Source organism: Streptomyces sp. NBC_01381 (assembly GCF_026340305.1).
GTDB lineage: Bacteria > Actinomycetota > Actinomycetes > Streptomycetales > Streptomycetaceae > Streptomyces.
The window spans coordinates 112,692-136,699 of record NZ_JAPEPI010000001.1 but is presented as its reverse complement, the minus strand read 5'-3'; the positions used below and the strand labels follow the sequence as shown (position 1 = coordinate 136,699).

The following is a 24,008-nucleotide window of genomic DNA, read 5'->3' as shown; positions in this document are numbered from 1 at the left end:
CGTATCCCCCTTCATCCTGACGCCTGTTCCGCCCCAAACCGCCAGTTCGATCCCCACTGACTGGTCGTCCTCTTCCACGTCTACCTGGAGTACGTAATCCAGTGACTCCGTGATGGCCATGAACCCGTTTCCATCCGCCAAGGCGAGCGATTCCAGGGAATCGGCGACACATCGCGGGTTCGCGCGCGCGATGCCCATTGAGCGGTAGCTGCCGAACAGGATCAACAGGGGGCTTTCGGAGGCCGGTTCGGGTGCCGGAACCCGAACCGGATCCGGCTCGCCGACACGGCGGATCCAGGTCCTGTGCCCGGACTCCGGGGGACGGAAGGCGAGCTGTTCCCCGGCAGGAAGGCCGAGCGCCGAGATCCACCCCTGTGCAAGGGAATCCGACTCGTCGACCGGGCGAAGCTAGCGGTTGATGGACTGGATCTCCTGGACGTCCATGTCCTGGGTCGTCTCGAAGGTCCCGTTCGGCAGCTTGTGCTCGCCGTCGTTGTCCGAGCCCTCCCAGGAGATCTCCCACGTGACGGACGCCTTCAGCTGGTACGGCTTCCCGTTCGTGGCCCGGAGGTACTTGATGCCGCACGGCGGGTCCTGCTTGGACTTGCCCTTGGTGTACGGGGTGCCGATGCTGCCGTCCTCGTTGATCTTGCACTCGCCGGATGCGGGGAAGGTCTCCGCGTCCGGCGTGCCGGGCTCCAGGTGGAGGCTCTTCGGTTTTGCCGTGGTCTCCGCCCACAGCGGGGTGTTCGGGAGCTCCGCGCGGACCGTGACCTCCTTGAAGGTGCCCTTGTCCAGCCAGACCCAAGTCGGCAGGTTCACCGTGGACTTGGCCTCGGGCTTCAGCTCGACCTCGGTGTCGGGGACCTTCACCTTGTCGTAGGCGTACTCGGCGAGCATCTCGGGTGTCGGGGCGTTCGGGTCGTCAGGGATCTCACCGTCCGGGACCCAGAACATGATGCGGCCGCAGTCCCAGGACTTGGGGTCCGAGGAGTCGGGCGCGACGCCGCGCCAGAAGCGGCCGTCCTTGCCCTCGTTGTAGTCCTTGTAGCCATCGGCCGAACTGTTCGTCGGCTTGTGCAGGTCGAAGTTGTCGGCCGGTTTGCCGTCGCGGTAGTGGTCGGTCCAGAGCTCCTTGCCGAACCAGGACTCGTGGATGCCGACGTCGCCGCCGCCGTCCGTGTCCACGAACTTCTTGAGCTCGGCGGAGGTGAAGGCCGGCTCGTACCAGCAGGCGGGAGGCTCCCAGTTGGGGTCGATCGGGGCGAGGTTGCCCTGCTTGCCGCCGCCGTCCCCGCCGCTGGGGTAGCTGAGCTTGATGGAGGAGACTCCGGCCGAGAGGTTTCCGTTCTTGTCGGCGCCTCCGCCGGACGGTTCTTCGGTCGGAGGTTTCGTGGTGCCGCCGGGTATGTCGTCGGCGTACGCCGTGCCCGTTCCCGCGGTCCCCAGGATCAGTGCCGCCGCGCCTGCCGCGACGCACCGCCGTGCGCGAAGGTTCATGGTGGTCCCCGGCCTTGTCATCCCCGGCATTCCTTCACCCTCCCCTGGACCTCGACCTTCTGCGCCTTCCAGATCTTGTCCGCGCCCTTCGGCGGGCTCATCAGGACGCTGAACTTCTGGTAGCTGTCGAGGGATTCCTTGCTGTAGTGGATCTTGTCGCCCTTGATGTCCTTGCTGAACGACTTCGCCTGGTTGCGGCAGAAGGTGACCAGGACGGCCTTCCCGCCGCTCAGTTCGGTGGCCTCGGACTTGAAGTAGCGGTCCGTCCCCGTGGGCACCCAGCCGCCGTCGATCCACGCCTTGATCTGAGTCTTCGCGTACGTGGATGCCTGCGCGCCCGAGTAGTACTTGTAGGCGGGGTCGTTCACGTCCTGCTGGACGATGCCGTGCTTGAGCGCCCGGATGTAGTTGGCCGCGTTGTCGACGGCCTTCGCCTGCTTCGGGTCGGAAGGCTCGGCGAAGTCGAAGACCAGCTTCAGGTCGTTCGGGACGCTGACGTCCGGACCCTCTCCCTCGGGCGACTCCGAAGCCGCCGGCTTCTCCGACCCCTGTCCCGCCCCCTCGATCTTGTCCGAGGATGTGTCGTCCCCGCCGCTCCCGCAGGCGGTCAGGAGCAGGGCCGCGCTGGTCACCAGCGCGGCGACGGTGGGCATGGTGCGACGGGCCACGGTTGCAGTCCCCCAGAGGTCGGCATGTGCAGGAGAGAATGAAGCCGGACGAAATTATCAGGAGCGGGTTACCGGAACTGGTGCGCTCTGTGAAGGCTCCCGCGTTCGGCGTGATGACGGAAGCGAACGGTCCTCAAGTGCTACGCGGGCGCAGCGAATCCGTGCCGGAACTGTGACGAGGGGGACGTGTGCGGTCGCCTGCCCGGTCAGAGCGGTCGCCTGTCCGGTCAAAGGGGAGGGCCGACAGTTCATCAGCGCGCAGAACGAGTTGGGCCTTCGGTGCAACTCGGGTGCAAACGGGCACCCGTAAGGGCCGCTGCCCCTGTTTGACCTTCCGTCGCTTCCGTACCATCGCCTAAGAAGGAAGGTCGTAACCATCGCCTAAGAAGGTCGGATCGCCGGCCTCCAGCCACTCCACCCGCTCCCTCCCAGCAGCAGAGGACACCAGGACACCCGCCATGGCGCGCACCACTTCAAGCTCTACGGGCCCGTCGGCTCCGCGGAACCGGACGCCGCAGCCGCTGCCCCGGCGTCGTCGTACGTTCGGGGACTTCGTCAAGGCGTTCTTCGCCTTCGTCGCCCTTGTCGCGCTGGTCGTCGGCGTGCCCGGAGCCCTCGCGTACGCCGTGGGGTGGCCGCTGCCGGGCGGTTCGCCCTCGCTGGACTGGCTGCAGCAGGAGATCACGGTCGGTACGTTCATCAACGTACTGACCGTCGTCGTCTGGCTCGCCTGGGCGCAGTTCACCGCCTGCGTCCTTGTCGAGGTCAAGGCCGCGCTCTCCGGTGTCGGCATGCCCAATCGCATTCCCGGCGCCGGCGGCAGCCAGCTCCTCGCCCGGCAGCTCGTCGCCGCACTGCTGCTCGTGGGTGCCACCGCCGCCAGCTTCGCGCCGGGGCTCTCGCAGTTCGGGCAGTCGCTGGAGGGGAATCAGAAGCCCGCGTCTGCCGCCTCCGCCCAGCAGACCCCGGGTGGTCTCTTCGGGCAGGAGCAGGCGGGCAGCGCCGCCAGTGCCATCGCCGAGCAGGCCGACCAGGCGGCCGCCCATGCGGAGGGCGGCGGCAGCAACAAGAAGGACGGGGACACCAAGTACTACCGGATTCAGCCGCCGGAGGGCCGTCACCACGACTCCATGTGGGAGATCGCCGAGCGGCACCTGGGCGACGGGCGCCGGTACAAGGAGATCTACCAGCTCAACAAGGACCGTGAGCAGCCCGACGGTTCGCGGCTTTCCGAGGCCAGCCTCATCCGGCCCGGCTGGATCATGGAGATGCCCGCGGACGCGCACGGCGGCGAGCTCGTCGAGATGCCCGACGAGGCACCCAAGATCTCGCAGGACGTGAAGGAGCAGATCTCCGACTACGCCAAGTCCGGGGACCACCGGCAGGGTGGCGGCGCCCAGGAGCAGGGCGGCGGCGGGTCCGTCGATCGCGATACCGCGCACATCACCATTCCCGAGCAGCGGCCTTCCGAAGGGGGAGGCAAGGGGCAGCAGGAAGCCCCCGCCGCCAGCAGCGGCAGCGAGTCCGAAGGCTTCTCCTTCGGTCTTCCGGAAGCGCTCCTCGGGGCGCCCCTCCTCGCCGCCGGACTGCTCGGCGCCCTCGGACGCCGCAGGCGCCACGCGCTGTGGCAGTCCGCCATGGGCGCCGTCGGCGGCCGCCGCGGCATGGAGCCGCCGACGCCGACCGGGGGTGCCGCGGCCGCGCAGGACGCGCTGCTCGTGGGCGCCGACCCCGACGGCGTACGGCTGCTGGATCTTTCGCTGCGCGGGCTCGCTGCCTCGCTCGCCGAGGAGTCGCGTGCCCTGCCGACCGTGTACGCGGCCTGGCTCAGCAACGGCGATCTGCATCTGCAGCTCGCCCAGCCCGCCGGGCGGCCGCCCGCGCCGTGGCAGCTGGGACAGGACCAGACGTTCTGGATGCTGGCGCGCACCGACGCCGAGCGGTACGAGGATGTGGATACCGCCGCTCCCTATCCGGGGCTCGTCAGCCTCGGCACGCTCGACGACTCGCGGCTGCTCCTCAACCTGGAGGCCGTGCCCGGCGTCGTGTCGCTGAGCGGACGTGAGGCCGACCGCGCCGCCGTGTTCGCGTCCGTCGCCGCCGAGCTGGCCACCAACGGCTGGTCGGACCGCATGACCATCACGCTCGTCGGCTTCGGCCAGGACCTGACGCCGCTCGCGCCCAACCGGCTGCGCCACCTCGACGACATCGAGGCGCTGATCGAGACGATGGAGGCCGAGACGCGCCAGCGCCGCGGCGCGCTCGGCGCCGCGGGCCACGACTCGGTCCTCACCGGGCGTACGGGCCCGGCCCAGCACACCCGCTGGGCGCCGCACCTCGTGCTGCTCGCCGCCGAGCCGACCGGCGACGACGCCGTGAAGCTCGCCGAACTGGCCGCGGACGCGAGCCGGTTGGGCATCGGCTACCTCGTCGGCACCGAGTCCGGTGACCTGCCGGGCGCCGCCTGGGAGATGGAGATCACCCGCGAGGGCAAGCTGCTCGCCCCGCTGCTCGGGCTCGAACTGGAGGCGCAGACGCTGCCGGAGGCCCTGCAGCGGTCCGTGGTCGAGCTGTTCGTCGAGGCCGACCCGGGGGACGGGGCCACCGGCTCCGGTGCCGGCCGTGCGGCGACCGCTCCGCCGTTCCTCGTCGACGTCACCGAGCAGGGCAGGCCCGCGGTGTACGCCCGCCTTGTCGGTACGTACGAGATCATCGGCCTCGACACTCCGGACGGCGAGCGCAGTCCGCTGATGCACGAGGCGCTCGCGCTGCTCCTGCTGCACCGCGAAGGTGTGCACCCCCGGGTGCTCGCCTCCGCGCTGTGGCCGCGCGGTGTCACCGAGGACGTGCGGGACGCGCTCGTCGACCGGCTGCGGGAGTGGCTCGGCACCGATCCTGACGGCGCGCCGCGGCTGCGGGCGGACCAGAGCGGGCGGCTCACGCTGGCCAAGTCCGTCGTCTCCGACTTGGACGTGCTGCGCTCGCTCTACCACGAGGCCACGCAGGGGCGCGGTGCCAACAGCCGTGCCGTGCGCGGGCGGATGCTCACCGATGCCTTGGTGTTGGTGCGCGGGCCGCTGCTCGCCGACCGGCCGCAGGGGCGCTACGGCTGGCTCACGCACGAGATCATCGACGCGCAGCTGCCGCTGCTCGTCGCGGACATCGGGCTCGCCCTCTCCGAGTTCCACCTGGAGAAGGGGCGCGCGGAGAAGGCCATCGAGGCGCTGAACGCGGCGCTCGGCTCCGCGCCGGGCGATGAGCGGCTCTGGAACGAACTGCTGCGGGCCACGCATGCCACCGGCGACTCCGCGCGGTTGCAGCAGGTTGCCGCGGATCTCGTGGCCCGTAGTGGGGCTCGGGGTGTGCCGCCCCGGACGGAGGCCTTGCTGGACGAGCTGCTGCCGACCTGGCGCAGTGGCCTGACCGCGGTCAGCTGACGGGGAGTCGACGCTTTTGTTGCTGTTCCTCGCCTTCGGCGGCGCCCTCTGGGGCGCCCTCGTCGGGCTCTTCGTGCCGCGTGCCGCGTACCGTCTTTCGGTGCCGCCCGGCGAGGGCTGGCGCGCCGAGACCCCGGAGGGGGCGACCCTCACCTCCTGGGTCGGGCTCGCCGGGGGCTACGGGCCCCGGACCTCCGGGACCGTCGTCACCACCGCCCTCGTCTGCGCCGCTCTCGCCCTCACCACCGGCGCGCGGCCCGAGCTCGGCGTCTGGATGCTGCTCGCGCCCTTCGGCGTGCTGCTCGCCCTGGTCGACTTCACCGTGCACCGGCTGCCGGACGTGCTCACGCTGCCGCTCGCCGGCGCCGCGCTCGCGCTGCTCGGGGGCGCCGCGCTGCTGCCCGAGCACGGCGGTTCCTGGCTGAACGCGCTGTACGGGGCGCTCGCGCTGTCCGCGGTGTACTTCCTGCTCTTCCTGATCAGCCCCAACGGCATGGGCTTCGGCGACGTGAAGCTCGCCCTCTGCCTGGGGGCCGTGCTCGGCTGGTACGGCTGGGGCGTGCTGCTGCTCGGCACCTTCGCCGGGTTCCTGCTCGCCTCGCTGTACGGGGTGGGGCTCGTCATCGCCCGCCGCGCCGGGCGCAAGACGGCGATCCCGTTCGGTCCCTTCCTGATCGGCGGCGCGTTCGTGGGCCTCATGATCGGGGCGTACGCCGCCTGACGTCGGGTGGCCGAAAGGGCTGGCGTACGCTGGATCAGTCCGTCCGCAACCCCTATGAAAGGGACCTCCCGGTGACCGAGAAGGCCGACCTCCAGTCCGTCCTCGACCGTGCCGCCGCAGGCGGGCGGATCACCCCGGAAGAGGCTCTCGACCTCTACCGCGACGCCCCGCTGCACGCGCTCGGCGCCGCCGCCGACGCCGTGCGCCGCCGCCGGTACGCCGGGACCGAGCACATCGCGACGTACATCATCGAGCGGAACATCAACTACACGAACGTCTGCGTGACGGCGTGCAAGTTCTGCGCCTTCTACGCCGCCCCGAAGGACACCAAGAAGGGCTGGAGCCGCGACCTCGACGACATCCTGCGCCGCTGCGCGGAGACCGTCGAGCTGGGCGGGACGCAGGTCATGTTCCAGGGCGGCCACCACCCGGACTACGGCGTCGAGTACTACGAGAAGCACTTCGCCGCGATCAAGAAGGACTTCCCGCAGCTGGTCATCCACAGCCTGGGGGCGAGCGAGGTCGAGCACATGGCTCGCATCTCCAAGGTCTCCGTCGAGGAGGCGATCCAGCGCATCAACGCCGCAGGCCTCGACTCCTTCGCAGGAGCGGGTGCCGAACTGCTGCCCGCCCGCCCGCGCAAGGCCATCGCCCCCCTCAAGGAGAGCGGCGAGCGCTGGCTGGAGATCATGGAGACCGCCCACAACATGGGCGTCGAATCCACCTCCACCATGCTCATGGGTACGGGCGAGACCAACGCCGAGCGCATCGAGCACCTGCGGATGATCCGCGACGTACAGGACAGGACCGGCGGCTTCCGCGCCTTCATCCCGTACACGTACCAGCCCGAGAACAACCACCTCAAGGGCCGCACCCAGGCGACGATCTTCGAGTACATCCGCATGATCGCGATCGGGCGGATCTTCCTCGACAACGTCGCCCACATCCAGGGCTCCTGGCTGACCACCGGCAAGGAGGCCGGCCAGCTGACCCTGCACTACGGCGCGGACGACCTCGGCTCGGTGATGCTGGAGGAGAACGTGGTCTCCATGGCGGGTGCCAAGCACCGGAACAACCTGCGCGAGATGATCGACATGATCCGCACCGCGGACCGCGTCCCGGCCCAGCGCGCCACGACGTACGAGCACCTCGTCGTGCACGACGACCCGGCGAACGACCCGGTCGACGACCGCGTCGCCTCGCACATCTCCTCCACGGCGATCGAGGGCGGCACGGCCCACCCGGAGCTCAAGCTCCTCGCCTCCAACTGAGGTTCCGTTGCTGACACTTCACGTCGCCGAACGCTCGCCGGAGACGGCGGTCCTGGCCGACGGCGCGAACATCGCCGCCGTCGGTCCGTCCGAGGAACTGGCCGCCGCGCACCCTTCGGCCCGAGTCCGGCACTGGCCCGGCATCCTCATGCCGGGCCTGCTCAACCCGTACGGTCCCGAACTCCTCGAAGCCACCTACCACCCCGACCCGCGCGAGGCCGCCGAGCTGGGCACCGAGCCCATTGGCGGGGAGCGGGCGGCAGCCATCTTCCGCGCGGACCCGTCCCGCCTGGGCGCGAGCGCGCGCCGGGGCGTACAGCGCCTCCTGGCACACGGCACGGTGGCGGTGGCGGGCGAACTCCGCGCCCGCCCGGTCCTGGACGCGGTCCGCAGGGCGGGCCTCGTGGTGGGCGCGCGCCCACCACAGCTGCCGGGCCCACCGTCCTTGTCACCGACGCCGCTGGTCCTGCTGCCACCTCTGACGGCGGGCGGCCCGGCCCGCTTCGCGATCTTCGACGTCACCGACCGGGCGGACCTGGTGCGACGCGGCGCGGGCACGTGCGTGGCGACGGTGATCGGCGGACGAATGGTGTACCGCAGCCGCTGAGTATCGCTAGTGAGGGGCGCTGAGGGGTGCCCCGTCAGGGGCGCGGGACTGTATCGATTTGCGGCTCCGCCGCGGGGCGCGAGCAACCAAAACGCAACCCGCACACGCCGCACACACCGCGACACGGCAGATGCGGAGGCGCCCGGCAGGAAAGAAGACCGGCCTGACACAATAGGCCGGGTGACCCGCGCCTCCCTGGAAAAGCAGCCGCACGAAGTCGCTTCGATGTTCGACGACGTGGCGGAACGGTACGACCTCACGAACGACGTCCTGTCGCTCGGCCAGGCCCGGCTCTGGCGCAAGGAGGTCGCGAAGGCGGTCGACGCGCGCCCCGCGCAGAAGATCCTCGACCTCGCCGCGGGCACGGCAACCTCGTCCCAGCCGTTCGCCCGAGCGGGAGCGTACGTCGTGCCCTGCGATTTCTCGCTCGGCATGCTGCAGGTCGGCAAGGGGCGCCACCCCTGGATGCCGTTCACCGCGGGCGACGCGACGAAGCTGCCGTTCAAGGACGACACGTTCGACGCCGTCACGATCTCCTTCGGCCTTCGCAACGTCCAGGAGACGGACCAGGCGCTGCGCGAGATGTACCGCGTGACGAAGCCCGGCGGCCGGGTCGTCATCTGCGAGTTCTCGCACGCCACGTGGGCGCCGTTCCGCACGGTCTACGAGGAGTATCTGATGCGGGCGCTGCCGCCGGTGGCGCGCGCGGTGTCGTCCAATCCCGACGCGTACGTCTATCTCGCGGAGTCCATCCGCTCCTGGCCCGAGCAGCCGGAGCTGGCGGCGCGGCTGCGGGGCGCGGGCTGGTCGAAGGTGGCGTGGCGGAATCTGACCGGTGGTGTGGTGGCGCTGCACCGGGGGTTCAAAGCTTAGCTCCGGGGGCTTCCTGAACGGGAGTTGACGGGAACCGGCCACCGGGCAAGATGTGTCCGTTGATACGACTCTGCCGAACCGCCTCGGGCGCTGCGAGCTCGGTGGGCACGAGTCGGTCCCTTCTGGTCATCTCCCCAATGACGGAGCGTTCCCATGGCGTCGCCGCAATGTCCCCAATGCGGGTCTTCCATTCCTGATGAGGCTCGCTTCTGCATGAAGTGCGGGCGGGAGCGGGTGCGGGACACGTCCGTGGACGCGGGGCCCGACGTGCCGCCTGAGGCCGAGTTGGGCGTACCCACAGGGGTTGAGTCCAGCGGCGACGAGGCTGCTGCCGACGCGGAACCGGCGGTCCCTGCCGCACCCCTCTCGCCGCCCCCGCCCCCGCCTCCGCCCGCACCCGCGTTCGTCCCCGCGCCGCCGTCGCAGCCCGCGGCGCCGTCGCCGGTGGGGGCCTTCCTGGGGCGGGCGTTTCGTGGGGACTGGGCCGGGGCCGCGCAGGCCGCCTTGTGGCCCGTGGGCCTTGTGCTGATCGCGGCTGTGGCGCTGGCCGTTCCCTCCTACGGGCAGGGGGACGACGGGGATGACGTCCTCGTCGGGTTCGGCACCCGGATGCGGATCGCGCTCGCGCTGCTGCTCCAGGCGGTCGGCGGCGGCTTCGAGATCTCGGGCGGCGAGCGGCAGGAGACGATGTTCGGGGGCGGGAGTTCCGGCGGAGACCTCGCGTTCGACGGCAGCGCCACCCTGCATCTGATCCCGCTGACCGCGACCGCGCTGTGGATCGGGGCCCTCTTCATCGGCGTACGCATCCTGCGCAGTCGTGTTCTCGTACGCGGCGGGGGACACGGAGGCGGTGGCACCGCGGGTCTTGAAGCGGCCCTGCGGGTCACGCTGTTGGTGACCGGCGGGATCCTCGTGCTCGGTCTCTTCGCGCAGCCCGAGATCGAGGGCGTCGAGATCTCCTCGTCGCCCGTGCTCGCCACGCTCGGCGCGCTCGTCCTCGCGCTCGCCGTCTCCTGCGGTGTGCTGCACCGCGCCGACTTGGGCCAGTGGCTGGCCCAACGCCCCGCCTGGCAGGCGCTGTTCCGTGCCACCGGCACCGCGTTGCGCGCGCTCGCCGTCGTGCTCGTGCTCTGCTCGGTCGTCGCGTTCATCAGCCTCACCCAGATCGACGACCTGGCCGGCGCCATGGACCTCGACGACGCCGATGTGTCGCCGCTGGTCATCGCCCTGCTCGTACTGCCCAACCTCGGCGTCGCGCTCCTCGGTCTCGGATGGGGGGCGCCGCTCGACGCGTCGGTGCAGAGCAGCAGTTCAGGGTTCGGCGGGGGCTTCGAGAAGGAGTCGTTCGGCCTCTCCGAGCTGGGCGATGTCACCAACTCCTGGGCTGTCGTGGGTGCGTTGGCGCTCGGGCTGGTCTGCGCGCTGATCCTCGGTGTCCTCGCCGCGCGCCGCTCCGCGCACCGGGGGGAGCAACTGCTCGCCGCCGGTGTCTTCTTCGGGCTGGTCCTGCTGCTCGCAGGGGTCGGCGGGGTCGGCGTCGAGGCGACCGGGAGCGCGTCGTCGGAGTTCGGCGGCGGCATGAGCGGCTCGGGCAACGGCAGCTTCGACGCGGGCGTGAGCGTGCCGGACGCGCTGCTGTTCGGGCTGCTCTGGGTGTCCGCGGCGGCGTTCGTCGCGCCGTTCCTGCTGCAGATCCTGGGCCGGCGGCCGGGGGTCGTCCCGGCGCCGGTCCCGCCGATGCCGGCCGGCCCTGCGGGAACTGGCGCTCCGGGAGCGGGGGTTGCACCGGATGCGTCCGCGGCGGCATCTGCCGCTGCATCTCAGGCCGGGCCCCCGGCTGCATTTCCGGCCGCGTCTCCGGCCGGATCCCCGGCTGCACCTCCGGCCACATCCCCCGCACCGGCCGCATCACCTGTACCGAACGCATCACCCGTACCGGCAGCCGCATCCCCCATACCCGCAGCCGCATCCCCCGTATACGACCCCCACACCTTCCACCTCGGCCAGCAGCCCTCCAAGCCCCGCAGCCGCGCCGGCCTCTGGGTCGGCACCCTCGCCGCCGCCTTCGTCGTCGGGGGTGGCGCCGCGGCCGGTGTACTGCTCTGGCAGAGCAACGGCGACGACAAGGGCGACAACGTGGGCAAGGACGACAAGCCCGCCGTCAGCCGCTCCGAGCAGCCCGACGGATCGCCGTCCCCCTCGGCCACGCCCACCCCCACGGTCGAGCCGACCGCGACCCCCGACGCCGCGGACGACGATGAGACCTCCGGCGGCCAGGTGCCCGCGGGGTCGGAACTCGTGAGCGATGTCAGCGGCTTCGAGTTCGCCGTCCCCGAGGGGTGGTCCCGGCAGGGTGAGGACCGGCCGGGGCAGATCGTGTACGCCGGGTCGACCGGCCGCGAGGAGTTCCTCGTCGGCGTCGTGCCGAACGCCACGTACACCTCGTACGAGAACTTCACGACGATCGAGAAGGACGCCAAGAAGGACCCGGAGAAGTCGGACTACGAGCGGATCCGCCTTGAGCCGAACACCTTCCAGGGCCGCGGCGGCGCCATCTGGGAGTACACCTACACCGACACGTCGGGCCGCGAGATCCATGCGCTGAACCAGAGTTACGTCGCGGACAACGGCACCGAGTACGCCATCCAGCTCTCCTGGCGCGCGGACTTCTGGCCCGCGGGCGAGGGCGAGAAGATCCACCGCATCGCGCTGGAGCGCTGGCGGATCAACGGCTGAGCGCTCCGCGGGAAGTGCGGTGATGACCCCGGGGCGAGGCGCCCGGGGTCACCAGCCGACGCCGACCTCGGGTCCCGGCTCGTCCAGCTCCCGTTGGAGCCCGCCGCCCGGAGTGCCCGGGCGGCGCGGCTCCCGAACTCCCGCGCCGCCCTCGCCCTCCCCGGGGCCGAGCTCGAACCACACCGTGACGACGGCGTCGCGCGGGATCCACATGCCCGGGAGCGGGTACTGCCGCACCACATGGTCGAGGACGACCAGATGGAAGTCGGGGCGGTCCGGCGCCGCGAGCAGCACACCGTGCTCCGCGGCCGACTCGCGCGCGTCGACGGCCATGAGACCGATCAGCCGCGGTACGCGCACTTCGGCGGTCCTGGGCGCCTTCGTCACGGATGTCACCCCCCGGGCGGTACGCGCCCTGAAGGGGCGCGGGGAACTGCGCGATCAGCCACGAAGGCGCCGCGGATGGAGGACGGCATCCCGTGGCATCCCCCAGCGAAGCACTCGGCGAGCTAAAGAACCAGACCGAAGCGATGCCCCTGCCGCTGTCCCCCCGGAAGCGTAAACGTCTCCTCAAGGCGCATGCCGAGCCGGCCCGCCACCGCCACCGACCGCTCATTGCGTACGTCGACCATGGCCACCACGTCGGCTATCCCCGCAGCCCGCACCCGCTCAAGGCTCTCCCTCGCGGCAGCGGTGGCGTACCCCTTGCCCCAAGCGGCGCGCGCCAGCCGCCAGCCGATCTCGATCCTGCCCTTGGGGCCCCAGTCGTGCGGCCACGGCTGCGCCCCCGTGAAGCCGATCGGCTCGCCGTCCGCGTCGAGCAACGTCCAGAAGCAGAAGCCCAGTTCGGCGTCGTGTCTGCGCTGCCGGGCCGTCAGCTCCTCGTACACGGACATCTCGGCCGACACGCCGCCGTGGAACTCCATGACGTCCGGGTCGTCGAACAGCCGGTGCCAGACGAAGGCGTCCTCGTCGGTGGGGACGCGCAGCTGTACGGCGGGCAGGGTCTGGTGCGGCGGTGCCTGCTTTGTCACGGGTGGCCCTTCGGCTGGTGGATCAGTACCGCTGCATAGACTGCCCATATCCCGTGCCCGCCGGCACACAGATTTCGAGCCTTGGGGAGAACCCGCCGTGACCGAGCCCCAGCCCCTCACCGAACACACCGCAGATGTGATCGTCGTCGGGGCCGGGCCAGCCGGCTCCACGACGGCCTACTACTTGGCGAAGGCCGGACTCGACGTACTCCTTCTTGAGAAGACAGCGTTCCCAAGGGAAAAGGTCTGCGGCGACGGTCTGACGCCGCGCGCCACCAAGCAGCTCGTCTCCATGGGGATCGACATCTCCGAAGAGGCGGGCTGGCTGCGGAACAAGGGCCTCCGTATCATCGGCGGCGGCGTTCGGCTCCAGCTCGATTGGCCGGAACTCGCCTCCTACCCGAACTACGGCCTGGTCCGTAAGCGCGATGACTTCGACGAGCAGCTCGCCCGGCAGGCCCAGAAGGCGGGCGCGCGCCTGCACGAGCGCTGCAACGTCGGCGCCCCCATCGTCGACGACCGCACCGGCCGCATCACCGGCGTGCACGCCAAGCTCGGCGAGGAGAAGACCCCGGTCACCTTCCACGCGCCGCTTGTGGTCGCCGCCGACGGCAACTCGACGCGGCTCTCCCTCGCGATGGGGCTGCACCGCCGCGACGACCGTCCGATGGGCGTCGCCGTCCGTACGTACTTCACCTCGCCGCGCCACGACGACGACTACCTGGAGTCCTGGCTGGAGCTGTGGGACCGCCGCGGCGCCCAGGACCGGCTGCTTCCCGGCTACGGCTGGATCTTCGGCATGGGTGACGGCACGTCGAACGTCGGGCTCGGCATCCTCGACTCGTCGGCCGCCTTCAAGGAGCTGGACTGGCGCGAGGTGTTGAAGGCCTGGTGCGCCTCGATGCCGGAGGACTGGGGCTACACCCCGGACAACATGACGATGCCGATCCGCGGCGCCGCACTGCCGATGGCCTTCAACCGCCAGCCGCACTACACCAAGGGCCTGCTCCTGGTCGGCGACGCGGGCGGCATGGTGAACCCGTTCAACGGCGAGGGCATCGCGTACGCCATGGAATCAGGGCAGATCGCCGCAGATGTGATCGTCCAGGCTCAGGCCCGTCAGACGCCCGCCCAGCGGGAGTTGGCGCTGCAGCGCTACCCGAAGGTCCTCAAGGACACCTACGGCGGCTACTACTCCCTCGGCCGCGCCTTCGTGAAGCTCATCGGCAACCCGAAGGTCATGAAGATCGCGACGCAGCGCGGCCTGACGCACCCGATGCTGATGAAGTTCACGCTGAAGATGCTGGCCAACCTGACCGACCCCACGGGCGGCGACGCGATGGACCGCATCATCAACGGCCTGAGCAAGGTGGCCCCGAAGGCCTGAGCAAGGTGGCTCCGAGGGCCTGGCGGCGCGGGCTCCGGGCGAGACGGTGCAAAATGGACGCATGATTTTTATTGCCGTCAAGTTCACCGTCCGCCCCGAGTACAGCGACAGCTGGCTGGAGCGGACCGCCGCGTTCACCGCGGCCACGCGCGCGGAGGAGGGCAACCTCTTCTACGACTGGTCCCGCAGCGTCGACGACCCCAACCAGTTCGTCCTCCTGGAGGGCTTCGCCTCGCAGGAGGCGGGCGCGGTGCACGTCGGGTCCGACCACTTCAAGACCGCCATGGAGACGATGTCCGAGCTGATCGCCGCGACCCCGGAGATCATCCACACCGAGATCCCGGGCGGCAGCTGGTCCGAGATGGGTGAGCTCTCCCCGAAGGGCTGACCGAAGGGCTGAGCCTTCACCAGAAGCGCACAGAAGGGCCGGGAACCCCGCTGGGGGTTCCCGGCCCTTCTGTGTTGCTGTGTGCGGCTGTGAGGGCCCTCAGAGGACGCGCACGGCGCCGTCGGCCGGGTAACCCGACAGGTCCTGGATGACAACGCCCTTGCCGGGGTTGGCGGCGTCGAGGTACTGACCGTTACCGATGTACACACCGACGTGGTACGCGGAACCGGCGCCACCCCAGTAAAGGATGTCGCCCACCTGGACGTTGGAGAGCGCGACCGGCGTACCGGAGACCGACTGGTCCTGCGAGACGCGCGGAAGGTCCACGCCCGCCTGCTTGAACGCGGCCTGGACGAGGCTGGAGCAGTCCCAGGCGTTGGGCCCGGACGCACCCATGACGTACGCGTCGCCGAGCTGGGCCTTGAGGAAGCTGATGACCGTGCCGACGCTGCCGCTGGCCGGGGCGGCCACATCGGCGGAAGCGCTGGAGCCGCCGGCGGAGGCGCTGAGCGTGGTGCGCTCGGCGGCGCGCGACGCGCGCTCCTCTTCCGCCTTCTTCTTGGCGGCGGCTTCGGCCTTCGCCTTGGCCTCGGCCTTCCTCTCGGCCTGCGCCTGGTCTTCCTTGGCCTGCTTCGCGGCCTTCACGGCGGCCGCGTCCTGCTCGGCGCGGAGCTCGTAGCTGTCGGCGGCCTGCTGGGTGGCCTCCGCGGACTGCGCGATCTGCGTCGACAGATCCGTGGTGAGCGTGGGCATTTCGATGGTCTCGGTCACCGGCTCGGCGGCGTTCGCCGTGCCAGCGGCCGCGGCCACTGCCAGGGTGCTGAGGACGCCACCGGCAACTCCGGCGCGCAGGGCCTGCTTCGTGGCGCTGCGACGGGGCTTCCGGTGGCTGGGTATGTGAGCGGTGTGGGACATGAGAACAACCGCTATCAGGGAGTCAGGGTTCCCATCAAGAAACGTGTGCTGCGCCACAGTTGCTCGCGGCGGCCCTGAATCCCGGGCGTGTCACTTCTTATTGACGCCGTAACGGGCAATGCGGACAACGGTGATCACGCCTGTGATCATGGGCTTTCAGTGATACGTCCGAATTGCCCACGGTCTACCACCCGTTGAGGCCGTTGGCCAAGCCCGGCTTCTCGACCGCGAATGGCGCTGTGGCGCAGGTCACATCCGCGACCCTAGGGGATCTCCCTGAGATCCCGCCGAGACCTTCCTGAGATCTCCCGCAGATTTCGGGGGTGTTGCCCGGCACGGAATCCCCGCGCGCCGGACACCGAATCCCCGCGCGGGGGTCACCACTCCCTCCCGCGCGCGAGATGGCGCTCCGTGCGCGAGGCGGTGCGTCACTCTCGCTCGTGAATCGGTGCACACGTCCACATCCGTCCACACCTCTCCCGCCAAGGTGTGAACGGGGCGCCACTATCAAGCTGATGTGTCCAGCGCCAATTTGCTTGCGGCCGCCATCCCTTGATAGAGCGACACCCTCTCGACCAGGGGTGACTCGCTGAGATGTCACCTCTGGTGATCACTCAGGCGCTTCGCGTATGAAGATCACCGCTCATCCGACTTCATGATCCTTCGTCAGGTGGTGGAGATCACAAAGCTGTTGTCGCACCCCGTGTCGCAGATCACAGACCGGCGGGCATAAGATGCGTGGCAGTTGGGCTTGTGACCTGCTTCACATGTACGCGATCTTCGCGGGCCTCGGCCCAACGCAACCGCCAACAGTCAGTGCCGACTGAGAGGAGCGAGGAGCGTGAACGCCTATGCGCCCATCCTCGTGCTGGGAGCCCTCGGGGCAGGCTTTGCGATCTTCTCCGTGGTCATGGCCACGCTTATCGGTCCAAAGCGGTACAACCGCGCCAAGCTCGAGGCGTATGAGTGCGGGATCGAGCCGACGCCGACTCCGGCCGGCGGTGGGCGATTCCCCATCAAGTACTACCTGACGGCGATGCTCTTCATCGTCTTCGACATCGAGATCGTCTTCCTTTACCCCTGGGCCGTCACCTTCGATGCGCTGGGGATTTTCGGGCTCGTGGAGATGCTGCTCTTCGTGCTCACCGTCTTCGTCGCGTACGCGTACGTATGGCGGCGTGGCGGCCTGGAATGGGACTAAAGGTCTGAGGGGCCAAAGAGCATGGGACTCGAAGAGAAACTGCCGAGCGGTTTTCTGCTGACCACCGTCGAACAAGCCGCGGGCTGGGTGCGCAAGTCATCCGTCTTCCCCGCGACCTTCGGCCTCGCGTGCTGCGCCATCGAGATGATGACGACAGGGGCCGGGCGCTACGACCTGGCGCGCTTCGGCATGGAGGTCTTCCGCGGTTCACCGCGCCAGGCGGACCTGATGATCGTGGCCGGGCGGGTGAGCCAGAAGATGGCGCCCGTCCTGCGGCAGGTCTATGACCAGATGCCGAACCCCAAGTGGGTCATTTCCATGGGGGTTTGTGCGTCATCGGGCGGGATGTTCAACAATTACGCGATTGTGCAAGGTGTGGACCATATCGTCCCCGTTGACATCTATTTGCCCGGCTGTCCGCCGCGGCCCGAGATGCTGATGGACGCCATCCTCAAGCTCCACCAGAAGATCCAGGGCTCCAAGCTCGGGGTCAACGCGGAGGAAGCGGCCCGCGAGGCGGAGGAGGCGGCCCTCAAGGCGCTCCCCACCATCGAGATGAAGGGGCTGCTGCGGTGAGCGACGAGCACCTGAACGGGAACGGCGACGCGAACGGCGTCCCGGCTCCCCGTGACGCCGCCGGCGAGGTCATCGGCGTACGCAAGGGCATGTTCGGCGCCGAGAACGGCGGTGACACCTCCGGCTACGGCGGGCTCGTGCGGACCATCACCCTGCCGGGCGCCTCCGCGCGTCCCTACGGCGGCTGGTTCGACGAGGTCGCCGACGAGCTGGAGGGGGCCCTCGAAGAGCAGGGACTCGTCCCTACGAGCGCGATCGAGAAGACGGTCGTCGACCGCGACGAGCTCACCTTCCACATCGCGCGCGAACATCTGCTCCGGGTCGCCCAGACCCTGCGCGACGACCCGGCGCTGCGCTTCGAGCTCTGTACGGGCGTCTCGGGGGTGCACTTCCTCGAGGACAAGGGCCGCGAGCTGCACGCCGTCTACCACCTGCGCTCGATCACCCACAACCGCCTGATCCGGCTCGAAGTCAGTGCCCCTGACGCCGATCCGCACGTCCCCTCGCTGGTCTCGGTCTATCCGACCAACGACTGGCACGAGCGCGAGACGTACGACTTCTTCGGCCTGATCTTCGACGGCCACCCGGCCCTCACGCGGATCATGATGCCGGACGACTGGCAGGGCTTCCCGCAGCGCAAGGACTACCCCCTCGGCGGCATCCCCGTCGAGTACAAGGGCGCCCAGATCCCGGCTCCGGACCAGCGGAGGTCGTACAGCTGATGAGCACTTCACACGCATCCGCCCGTGAGACCACCGAGGGGACTGTATATACAGTCACCGGTGGCGACTGGGACGAGGTCGTCGAGTCCGCCGCCCGGTCCGACGACGAGCGCATCATCGTCAACATGGGGCCCCAGCACCCCTCCACGCACGGCGTGCTGCGGCTGATCCTGGAGATCGAGGGCGAGACCGTCTCCGAGGCCCGCTGCGGCATCGGCTATCTGCACACGGGCATCGAGAAGAACCTCGAGTACCGCAACTGGACGCAGGGCACGACGTTCGTCACGCGCATGGACTATCTGACGCCGTTCTTCAACGAGACGGCGTACTGCCTCGGGGTCGAGAAGCTCCTCGGCATCGAGGATCAGATCCCGGACCGCGCCACGGTCATCCGCGTGCTCCTCATGGAGCTCAACCGTCTCTCCTCGCACCTGGTGTGCATCGCCACCGGCGGCATGGAGCTCGGCGCGACGACGATCATGATCTACGGCTTCCGTGATCGTGAACTCATTCTCGACATCTACGAGTTGATCACCGGCCTGCGCATGAACCACGCGTACATCCGGCCCGGCGGACTCGCCCAGGACCTGCCGCCCGGCGCGGTGGACCAGATCCGCGAGTTCCTGAAGAAGATGAAGAAGAACCTTCCCGAGTACGACAAGCTCGCCACCGGGAACCCCATCTTCAAGGCCCGTATGCAGGACGTCGGCTATCTGGACCTCGCGGGCTGCATGGCCCTCGGCGCCACCGGCCCGGTGCTCCGCTCCGCGGGCCTGCCGCACGACCTGCGCAAGTCGCAGCCCTACTGCGGTTACGAGAACTACGAGTTCGACGTGCCGACCGCCGACACCTGTGACTCCTACGGGCGCTTCCTGATCCGCCTGGAGGAGATGCGCCAGTCGCTGCGCATCGTCGAGCAGTGCCTGGACCGGCTCGCCCCGGGCCCGGTCATGGTCGCCGACAAGAAGATCGCCTGGCCCGCCCAACTGGCACTTGGCCCCGACGGTCTGGGCAACTCGCTCGACCACATCAAGAAGATCATGGGCACCTCCATGGAGGCCCTCATCCACCACTTCAAGCTGGTGACCGAAGGCTTCCGGGTCCCGGCCGGGCAGACCTACGCCGCCGTCGAGTCGCCCAAGGGCGAGCTCGGGGTGCACGTCGTCTCCGACGGCGGCACCCGCCCCTACCGGGTCCACTTCCGCGACCCGTCGTTCACCAACCTGCAGGCCATGGCGGCGATGTGCGAGGGCGGCCAGGTCGCCGACGTCATCGTCGCCGTCGCGTCCATCGACCCCGTGATGGGAGGCGTCGACCGGTGACCACCACTCCTTCCCAACAGGGTGCGGGCGTCAGCCTCGGCATGCCCCAACTTCCCGCCCCCGACTACCCGGCCGACGTCCGGGCCCGGCTCGAAGCGGACGCCAAGGAACTCATCGCCCGCTACCCGGACTCCCGCTCCGCGCTGCTTCCGCTGCTGCACCTGGTGCAGTCGGAGGAGGGCTACGTCACGCGGACCGGCATGGCGTTCTGCGCGGACGTGCTCGGCCTGACCACGGCCGAGGTCACCGCGGTGGCGACCTTCTACACGATGTACCGGCGCAAGCCCTCCGGTGACTATCAGGTCGGTGTCTGCACCAACACGCTCTGCGCCGTCATGGGCGGCGACGCGATCTTCGAGTCGCTGCAGGAGCACCTGGGTGTCGGCAATGAGGGGACCACAGAGGACGGCAAGGTCACGCTGGAGCACATCGAGTGCAACGCGGCCTGCGACTTCGCTCCCGTCGTGATGGTCAACTGGGAGTTCTTCGACAACCAGACCCCCGAGACCGCCAAGCGGCTCGTCGACGACCTGCGCGCGGGAGTGCAGGTCGAGCCGACCCGCGGCGCCCCCTTGTGCACGTACAAGGAGACGGCCCGGATTCTGGCGGGGTTCCCCGACGAGCGGCCCGGCGCCGTCGAGGCGAGCGGCGGCGCAGGCCCCGCCTCGCTGATCGGACTGCGGCTCGCCAAGGGCGAGTTGGCAAAGCCGCGGGTGGTCCACCCGCGTGACGAGTCGACGTCGGACGCGGTCACCGAGGAGGGGGAGTGATGACCTTGGCAGCCGAGATCGACCACGAGACGAGCCCCGAGAAGGTGCTCGCGCCGGTCCTTTCGGCGTTCTGGGACGAGGAGAAGTCCTGGACGCTGGACACCTACCGGCGGCACGAGGGGTACGAGGGCCTGCGCAAGGCCCTGGCGATGGCGCCCGACGACCTCATCGCGTACGTGAAGGACTCCGGTCTGCGCGGCCGGGGCGGGGCGGGATTCCCCACCGGAATGAAATGGCAGTTCATTCCGCAGGGCGATGGAAAGCCGCACTATCTAGTTGTCAACGCCGACGAATCGGAGCCGGGGACCTGCAAGGACATCCCGCTCCTCTTCGCGAACCCGCATTCCCTCATCGAGGGGATCGTGATCGCGTGCTACGCGATCCGTTCTTCGCATGCCTTCATCTATCTGCGCGGTGAAGTCGTCCCCGTGCTGCGGCGGTTGCACGAGGCCGTGCGTGAGGCGAAAGAGGCGGGATTCCTGGGCGAGAACATCCTGGGCAGCGGACTCGATCTGGAACTCACCGTGCACGCGGGCGCGGGCGCGTACATCTGTGGTGAGGAGACCGCGCTGCTCGACTCGCTCGAAGGCCGCCGTGGCCAGCCGCGACTGCGTCCCCCTTTCCCTGCCGTCGCGGGCCTCTACGCATGCCCCACTGTTGTCAATAACGTCGAGTCCATCGCGTCGGTTCCCGCGATCCTGAATCGCGGAAAAGACTGGTTCAAATCGATGGGCAGCGAGAAGTCCCCGGGCTTCACGCTCTATTCGCTCAGCGGGCATGTCACCAGCCCCGGTCAGTACGAGGCGCCGCTCGGCATCACGCTGCGCCAGCTGCTCGACATGAGCGGGGGGATGCGGGCGGGCCACCGGCTCAAGTTCTGGACGCCGGGCGGCTCTTCCACGCCGATGTTCACCGACGAGCACCTCGACGTCCCCCTTGATTACGAGGGCGTGGGCGCCGCCGGATCGATGCTCGGCACCAAGGCGCTGCAGTGCTTCGACGAGACGACCTGCGTCGTGCGGGCCGTCACCCGCTGGACCGAGTTCTACGCCCATGAGTCCTGCGGCAAGTGCACGCCCTGCCGCGAAGGGACGTACTGGCTGGTGCAGTTGCTCCGCGACATCGAGGCCGGCAAGGGCGTCATGTCCGACCTCGACAAGCTGAACGACATCGCCGACAACATCAACGGCAAGTCCTTCTGCGCCCTCGGCGACGGCGCGGCCTCGCCGATCTTCTCCTCGCTCAAGTACTTCCGCGAGGAGTACGAGGAGCACATCACCGGCAAGGGCTGCCCCTTCGACCCGGCCAAGTCGACGCTCTGGGCCGGCCGGCCCGCCGACAATTCGGAGGTGAACGCATGACAGTGACCACCAACAGCGCTCCCTCCGGGGGCGGTGAGGCGGCGGTTCCGCCGGAAGATCTCGTCTCGCTGACGATCGACGGCATCGAGATCAGCGTCCCCAAGGGGACGTTGGTCATCCGGGCCGCCGAGCTGCTCGGCATCGAGATCCCGCGGTTCTGCGACCACCCGCTGCTCGACCCCGCGGGCGCCTGCCGGCAGTGCATCGTCGAGGTGGAGGGCCAGCGCAAGCCGATGGCGTCCTGCACCATCACCTGCACCGACGGCATGGTCGTGAAGTCGCAGCTGACGTCGTCGGTCGCCGAGAAGGCGCAGCGCGGTGTGATGGAGCTGCTGCTCATCAACCACCCGCTGGACTGCCCGGTCTGCGACAAGGGCGGCGAGTGCCCGCTGCAGAACCAGGCGATGCAGGTCGGCGACCCGGACTCCCGCTTCGAGGGCAAGAAGCGGACGTACGAGAAGCCCGTCCCCATCTCCACGCAGGTCCTTCTCGACCGTGAGCGGTGCGTGCTGTGCGCGCGCTGCACCCGGTTCAGCAACCAGATCGCGGGCGACCCGATGATCGAGCTGATCGAGCGGGGCGCGCTGCAGCAGGTCGGCACGGGCGAGGGCGACCCGTTCGAGTCGTACTTCTCCGGGAACACCATCCAGATCTGCCCGGTCGGCGCGCTGACCTCGGCGGCGTATCGCTTCCGCTCCCGGCCCTTCGACCTGGTGTCGTCGCCCTCGGTGTGCGAGCACTGCTCGGGCGGCTGCGCGACCCGCACCGACCACCGGCGCGGCAAGGTCATGCGGCGCCTCGCCCAGGACGACCCCGAGGTCAACGAGGAGTGGATCTGCGACAAGGGACGCTTCGGCTTCCGTTACGCGCAGAAGCCGGACCGGCTGACCACCCCCTTGGTGCGCGATGCCGCAACAGGTCAGCTGGAGCCGGCCAGTTGGCCCGAGGCCCTGGAGGTGGCGGCCCGCGGTCTCGCCGCGGCACGCGGCCGCACCGGTGTCCTCACCGGCGGCCGGCTCACCGTGGAGGATGCCTACGCATACAGCAAGTACGCGCGCGTGGCGCTCGACACGAACGACATCGACTTCCGCGCGCGCGTGCACAGCAGCGAGGAGGCCGACTTCCTCGCTGCGCGCGTCGCGGGCCGTGGCCGGGACCTCGACGGCACCGGAGTCACGTACGCGGCACTGGAGAAGGCGCCCGCGGTCCTGCTCGTCGGATTCGAGTCCGAGGAGGAGGCGCCCGGGATCTTCCTGCGGCTGCGCAAGGCCTGGCGCAAGCACGGCCAGCGGACCTTCTCGCTGGCGCCCTTCGCGTCCCGCGGCCTGGAGAAGGCGGGCGGCACGCTGCTGCCGGCCGCTCCCGGAACCGAGACGGAGTGGCTCGACGCGCTCGCGGCCGGGGCCGGCCTGGAGGGCGACGGTGCCAAGGCGGCCGAGGCGCTGCGCACTTCGGGTGCGGTGATCGTCGTCGGCGAGCGCGCCGCCGGTGTGCGCGGCGGGCTCACCGCCGCCGTGCGGGCCGCGTCCGCGACCGGCGCCCAGTTGGTGTGGATCCCGCGCAGGGCGGGGGAGCGCGGCGCCATCGAGGCGGGCGCGCTGCCCTCGCTGCTGCCGGGCGGCCGTCCGGCCACCGACCCGCGCGCGCGGGAAGAGGTCGCTGCGGCCTGGGGCGTCGCCGAACTCCCGCACCGCTACGGCCGCGACACCGGCCAGATCGTCGAGGCCGCCGCGACCGGTGAACTGCGGGCGCTCCTGGTGTCGGGTGTGGAGGTCGCCGACCTTCCCGACCCGGCACGCGCGCGTGAAGCCCTCGCGGAGATCGGCTTCCTGGTCTCGCTCGAACTGCGCCCCAGCGAGGTCACCGAGCACGCCGACGTCGTCCTGCCCGTGGCGGCGGTCGCGGAGAAGTCGGGCACCTTCCTCAACTGGGAGGGCAGGGCACGGCTTTTCGCCGCCGCGCTCAAGCCCGACCAGATGACGCGCCCGCTCGCGCCCAGCGACGCGCGGGTGCTGCACATGCTGGCCGACGCCGGCGACGTACACCTGGGCCTTCCTGACCTGACGACCGCCCGGCGCGAGCTGGACCGGCTCGGCGGCTGGGACGGACCGCACGCCACCGAGCCCCTGGAGACAGGTGCCCAGCCGCCCAGGCCCGCCTCCGGAGAGGCCGTTCTCGCGGGCCACCGGCTGCTGCTCGACCAGGGCCGCCTCCAGGAGGGCGACGACGCGCTCGCGGGGACGCGGCACGCGGCGGTCGCCCGGCTCTCGGCGGCCACCGCGGCGGAGGCCGGCGTCAAGGACGGCGACACCCTCGCCGTCACCGGTCCTGCGGGGGGCGCGACCGAACTCCCGCTCCAGGTCACCGAGATGCCGGACCGGGTGGTGTGGCTGCCGCTGAACTCGACCGGGGGAGGCGTCGCCTCGGACACCGGCGCGCGCCCCGGCGACCTCGTCCGCATCGGCCCGGCGGTCCTGCCGGAGCCCACTGAGGCCCCGGAGGTGACGTCGTGATGCACA

Annotated in this window: 20 protein-coding genes; 15 read left to right on the top strand and 5 right to left on the bottom strand. The window is 69.8% G+C overall.

Annotation, left to right across the window (positions count from 1 at the left end):
• Positions 1 to 408: 408 nt before the first annotated feature.
• Together OG453_RS00665 and OG453_RS00660 are read right to left on the bottom strand one after the other, a co-directional pair.
• A complete protein-coding gene (locus OG453_RS00665; protein WP_266863390.1) occupies positions 409 to 1,521 on the bottom strand; it encodes a hypothetical protein in 1,113 nt (370 codons plus the stop codon).
• Positions 1,518 to 2,168, bottom strand: a complete 651-nt coding sequence (locus OG453_RS00660; protein ID WP_266863388.1) for a hypothetical protein — start codon at positions 2,166 to 2,168, stop codon at positions 1,518 to 1,520. Before OG453_RS00660 ends, OG453_RS00665 begins: the two co-directional genes overlap by 4 nt.
• A 458-nt stretch (positions 2,169 to 2,626) precedes the next feature.
• On the opposite strand from OG453_RS00660, the gene OG453_RS00655 reads away from it, so the two are divergent.
• From OG453_RS00655 to OG453_RS00630, 6 genes are all read left to right on the top strand, one after another.
• Complete coding sequence (locus OG453_RS00655) at positions 2,627 to 5,605, top strand: BTAD domain-containing putative transcriptional regulator (protein WP_266863387.1); 2,979 nt, start codon at positions 2,627 to 2,629, stop codon at positions 5,603 to 5,605.
• A 16-nt stretch (positions 5,606 to 5,621) separates the two neighbouring features.
• Positions 5,622 to 6,326, top strand: coding sequence for an A24 family peptidase (locus OG453_RS00650; RefSeq protein ID WP_266863385.1), 705 nt, complete (start codon positions 5,622 to 5,624; stop codon positions 6,324 to 6,326).
• Positions 6,327 to 6,397: 71 nt separating this feature from the next.
• Entirely contained in the window at positions 6,398 to 7,597 is a 1,200-nt protein-coding gene (mqnC, locus tag OG453_RS00645; protein WP_266863383.1) for a cyclic dehypoxanthinyl futalosine synthase, read from the top strand.
• Between the two features lie 7 nt (positions 7,598 to 7,604).
• Complete coding sequence (locus tag OG453_RS00640) at positions 7,605 to 8,204, top strand: hypothetical protein (RefSeq protein WP_266863381.1); 600 nt, start codon at positions 7,605 to 7,607, stop codon at positions 8,202 to 8,204.
• Positions 8,205 to 8,384: 180 nt separating this feature from the next.
• Positions 8,385 to 9,077, top strand: coding sequence for a demethylmenaquinone methyltransferase (locus tag OG453_RS00635; protein WP_266863379.1), 693 nt, complete (start codon positions 8,385 to 8,387; stop codon positions 9,075 to 9,077).
• A gap of 153 nt (positions 9,078 to 9,230) precedes the next feature.
• Positions 9,231 to 11,813, top strand: a complete 2,583-nt coding sequence (locus tag OG453_RS00630) for a zinc ribbon domain-containing protein (RefSeq protein ID WP_266863377.1) — start codon at positions 9,231 to 9,233, stop codon at positions 11,811 to 11,813.
• 48 nt (positions 11,814 to 11,861) lie between these two features.
• On the opposite strand, the gene OG453_RS00625 is transcribed toward OG453_RS00630, so the two are convergent.
• Together OG453_RS00625 and OG453_RS00620 are read right to left on the bottom strand one after the other, a co-directional pair.
• Complete coding sequence (locus OG453_RS00625; RefSeq protein WP_266863375.1) at positions 11,862 to 12,200, bottom strand: PASTA domain-containing protein; 339 nt, start codon at positions 12,198 to 12,200, stop codon at positions 11,862 to 11,864.
• 122 nt (positions 12,201 to 12,322) lie between these two features.
• The gene (locus OG453_RS00620) at positions 12,323 to 12,847 is read right to left on the bottom strand and encodes a GNAT family N-acetyltransferase (RefSeq protein WP_266863374.1); all 525 of its coding nucleotides are present in this window, start codon (positions 12,845 to 12,847) and stop codon (positions 12,323 to 12,325) included.
• Positions 12,848 to 12,944: 97 nt separating this feature from the next.
• Here OG453_RS00620 and OG453_RS00615 point away from each other — a divergent pair, with 97 nt between their 5' ends.
• Positions 12,945 to 14,234, top strand: coding sequence for a geranylgeranyl reductase family protein (locus tag OG453_RS00615; RefSeq protein ID WP_266863372.1), 1,290 nt, complete (start codon positions 12,945 to 12,947; stop codon positions 14,232 to 14,234).
• Positions 14,235 to 14,295: 61 nt separating this feature from the next.
• On the top strand, positions 14,296 to 14,622 hold the full coding sequence (locus tag OG453_RS00610) for a putative quinol monooxygenase (protein ID WP_266863370.1): 327 nt from the start codon (positions 14,296 to 14,298) through the stop codon (positions 14,620 to 14,622).
• A 99-nt stretch (positions 14,623 to 14,721) separates the two neighbouring features.
• Here OG453_RS00610 and OG453_RS00605 read toward each other — a convergent pair whose 3' ends face one another.
• Entirely contained in the window at positions 14,722 to 15,537 is an 816-nt protein-coding gene (locus tag OG453_RS00605) for a C40 family peptidase (protein ID WP_266863368.1), read from the bottom strand.
• 841 nt (positions 15,538 to 16,378) lie between these two features.
• Between OG453_RS00605 and OG453_RS00600 the strand changes: the two genes are divergently transcribed.
• From OG453_RS00600 to OG453_RS00570, 7 genes are read left to right on the top strand one after another with little or no spacing between them, the layout of a single operon-like run.
• Positions 16,379 to 16,738 carry an NADH-quinone oxidoreductase subunit A gene (locus OG453_RS00600; protein ID WP_003992243.1) on the top strand — a complete coding sequence of 120 codons (360 nt, stop codon included), beginning with the start codon at positions 16,379 to 16,381 and terminating at the stop codon, positions 16,736 to 16,738.
• 21 nt (positions 16,739 to 16,759) lie between these two features.
• Positions 16,760 to 17,314 (top strand): NADH-quinone oxidoreductase subunit B family protein, encoded by a 555-nt coding sequence (locus OG453_RS00595; protein WP_005313804.1) that lies wholly within the window; start codon positions 16,760 to 16,762, stop codon positions 17,312 to 17,314.
• A gap of 11 nt (positions 17,315 to 17,325) precedes the next feature.
• Entirely contained in the window at positions 17,326 to 18,036 is a 711-nt protein-coding gene (locus OG453_RS00590; RefSeq protein ID WP_266869656.1) for an NADH-quinone oxidoreductase subunit C, read from the top strand.
• Positions 18,036 to 19,358, top strand: a complete 1,323-nt coding sequence (locus tag OG453_RS00585; RefSeq protein WP_266863363.1) for an NADH-quinone oxidoreductase subunit D — start codon at positions 18,036 to 18,038, stop codon at positions 19,356 to 19,358. Before OG453_RS00590 ends, OG453_RS00585 begins: the two co-directional genes overlap by 1 nt.
• A complete protein-coding gene (gene nuoE / locus OG453_RS00580; RefSeq protein WP_266863361.1) occupies positions 19,355 to 20,128 on the top strand; it encodes an NADH-quinone oxidoreductase subunit NuoE in 774 nt (257 codons plus the stop codon). The genes OG453_RS00585 and nuoE overlap by 4 nt, the downstream gene beginning before the upstream one ends.
• Entirely contained in the window at positions 20,125 to 21,489 is a 1,365-nt protein-coding gene (gene nuoF, locus OG453_RS00575) for an NADH-quinone oxidoreductase subunit NuoF (protein ID WP_266863360.1), read from the top strand. The genes nuoE and nuoF overlap by 4 nt, the downstream gene beginning before the upstream one ends.
• A complete protein-coding gene (locus OG453_RS00570; protein WP_266863359.1) occupies positions 21,486 to 24,002 on the top strand; it encodes an NADH-quinone oxidoreductase subunit G in 2,517 nt (838 codons plus the stop codon). Before nuoF ends, OG453_RS00570 begins: the two co-directional genes overlap by 4 nt.
• Positions 24,003 to 24,008: the final 6 nt, after the last annotated feature.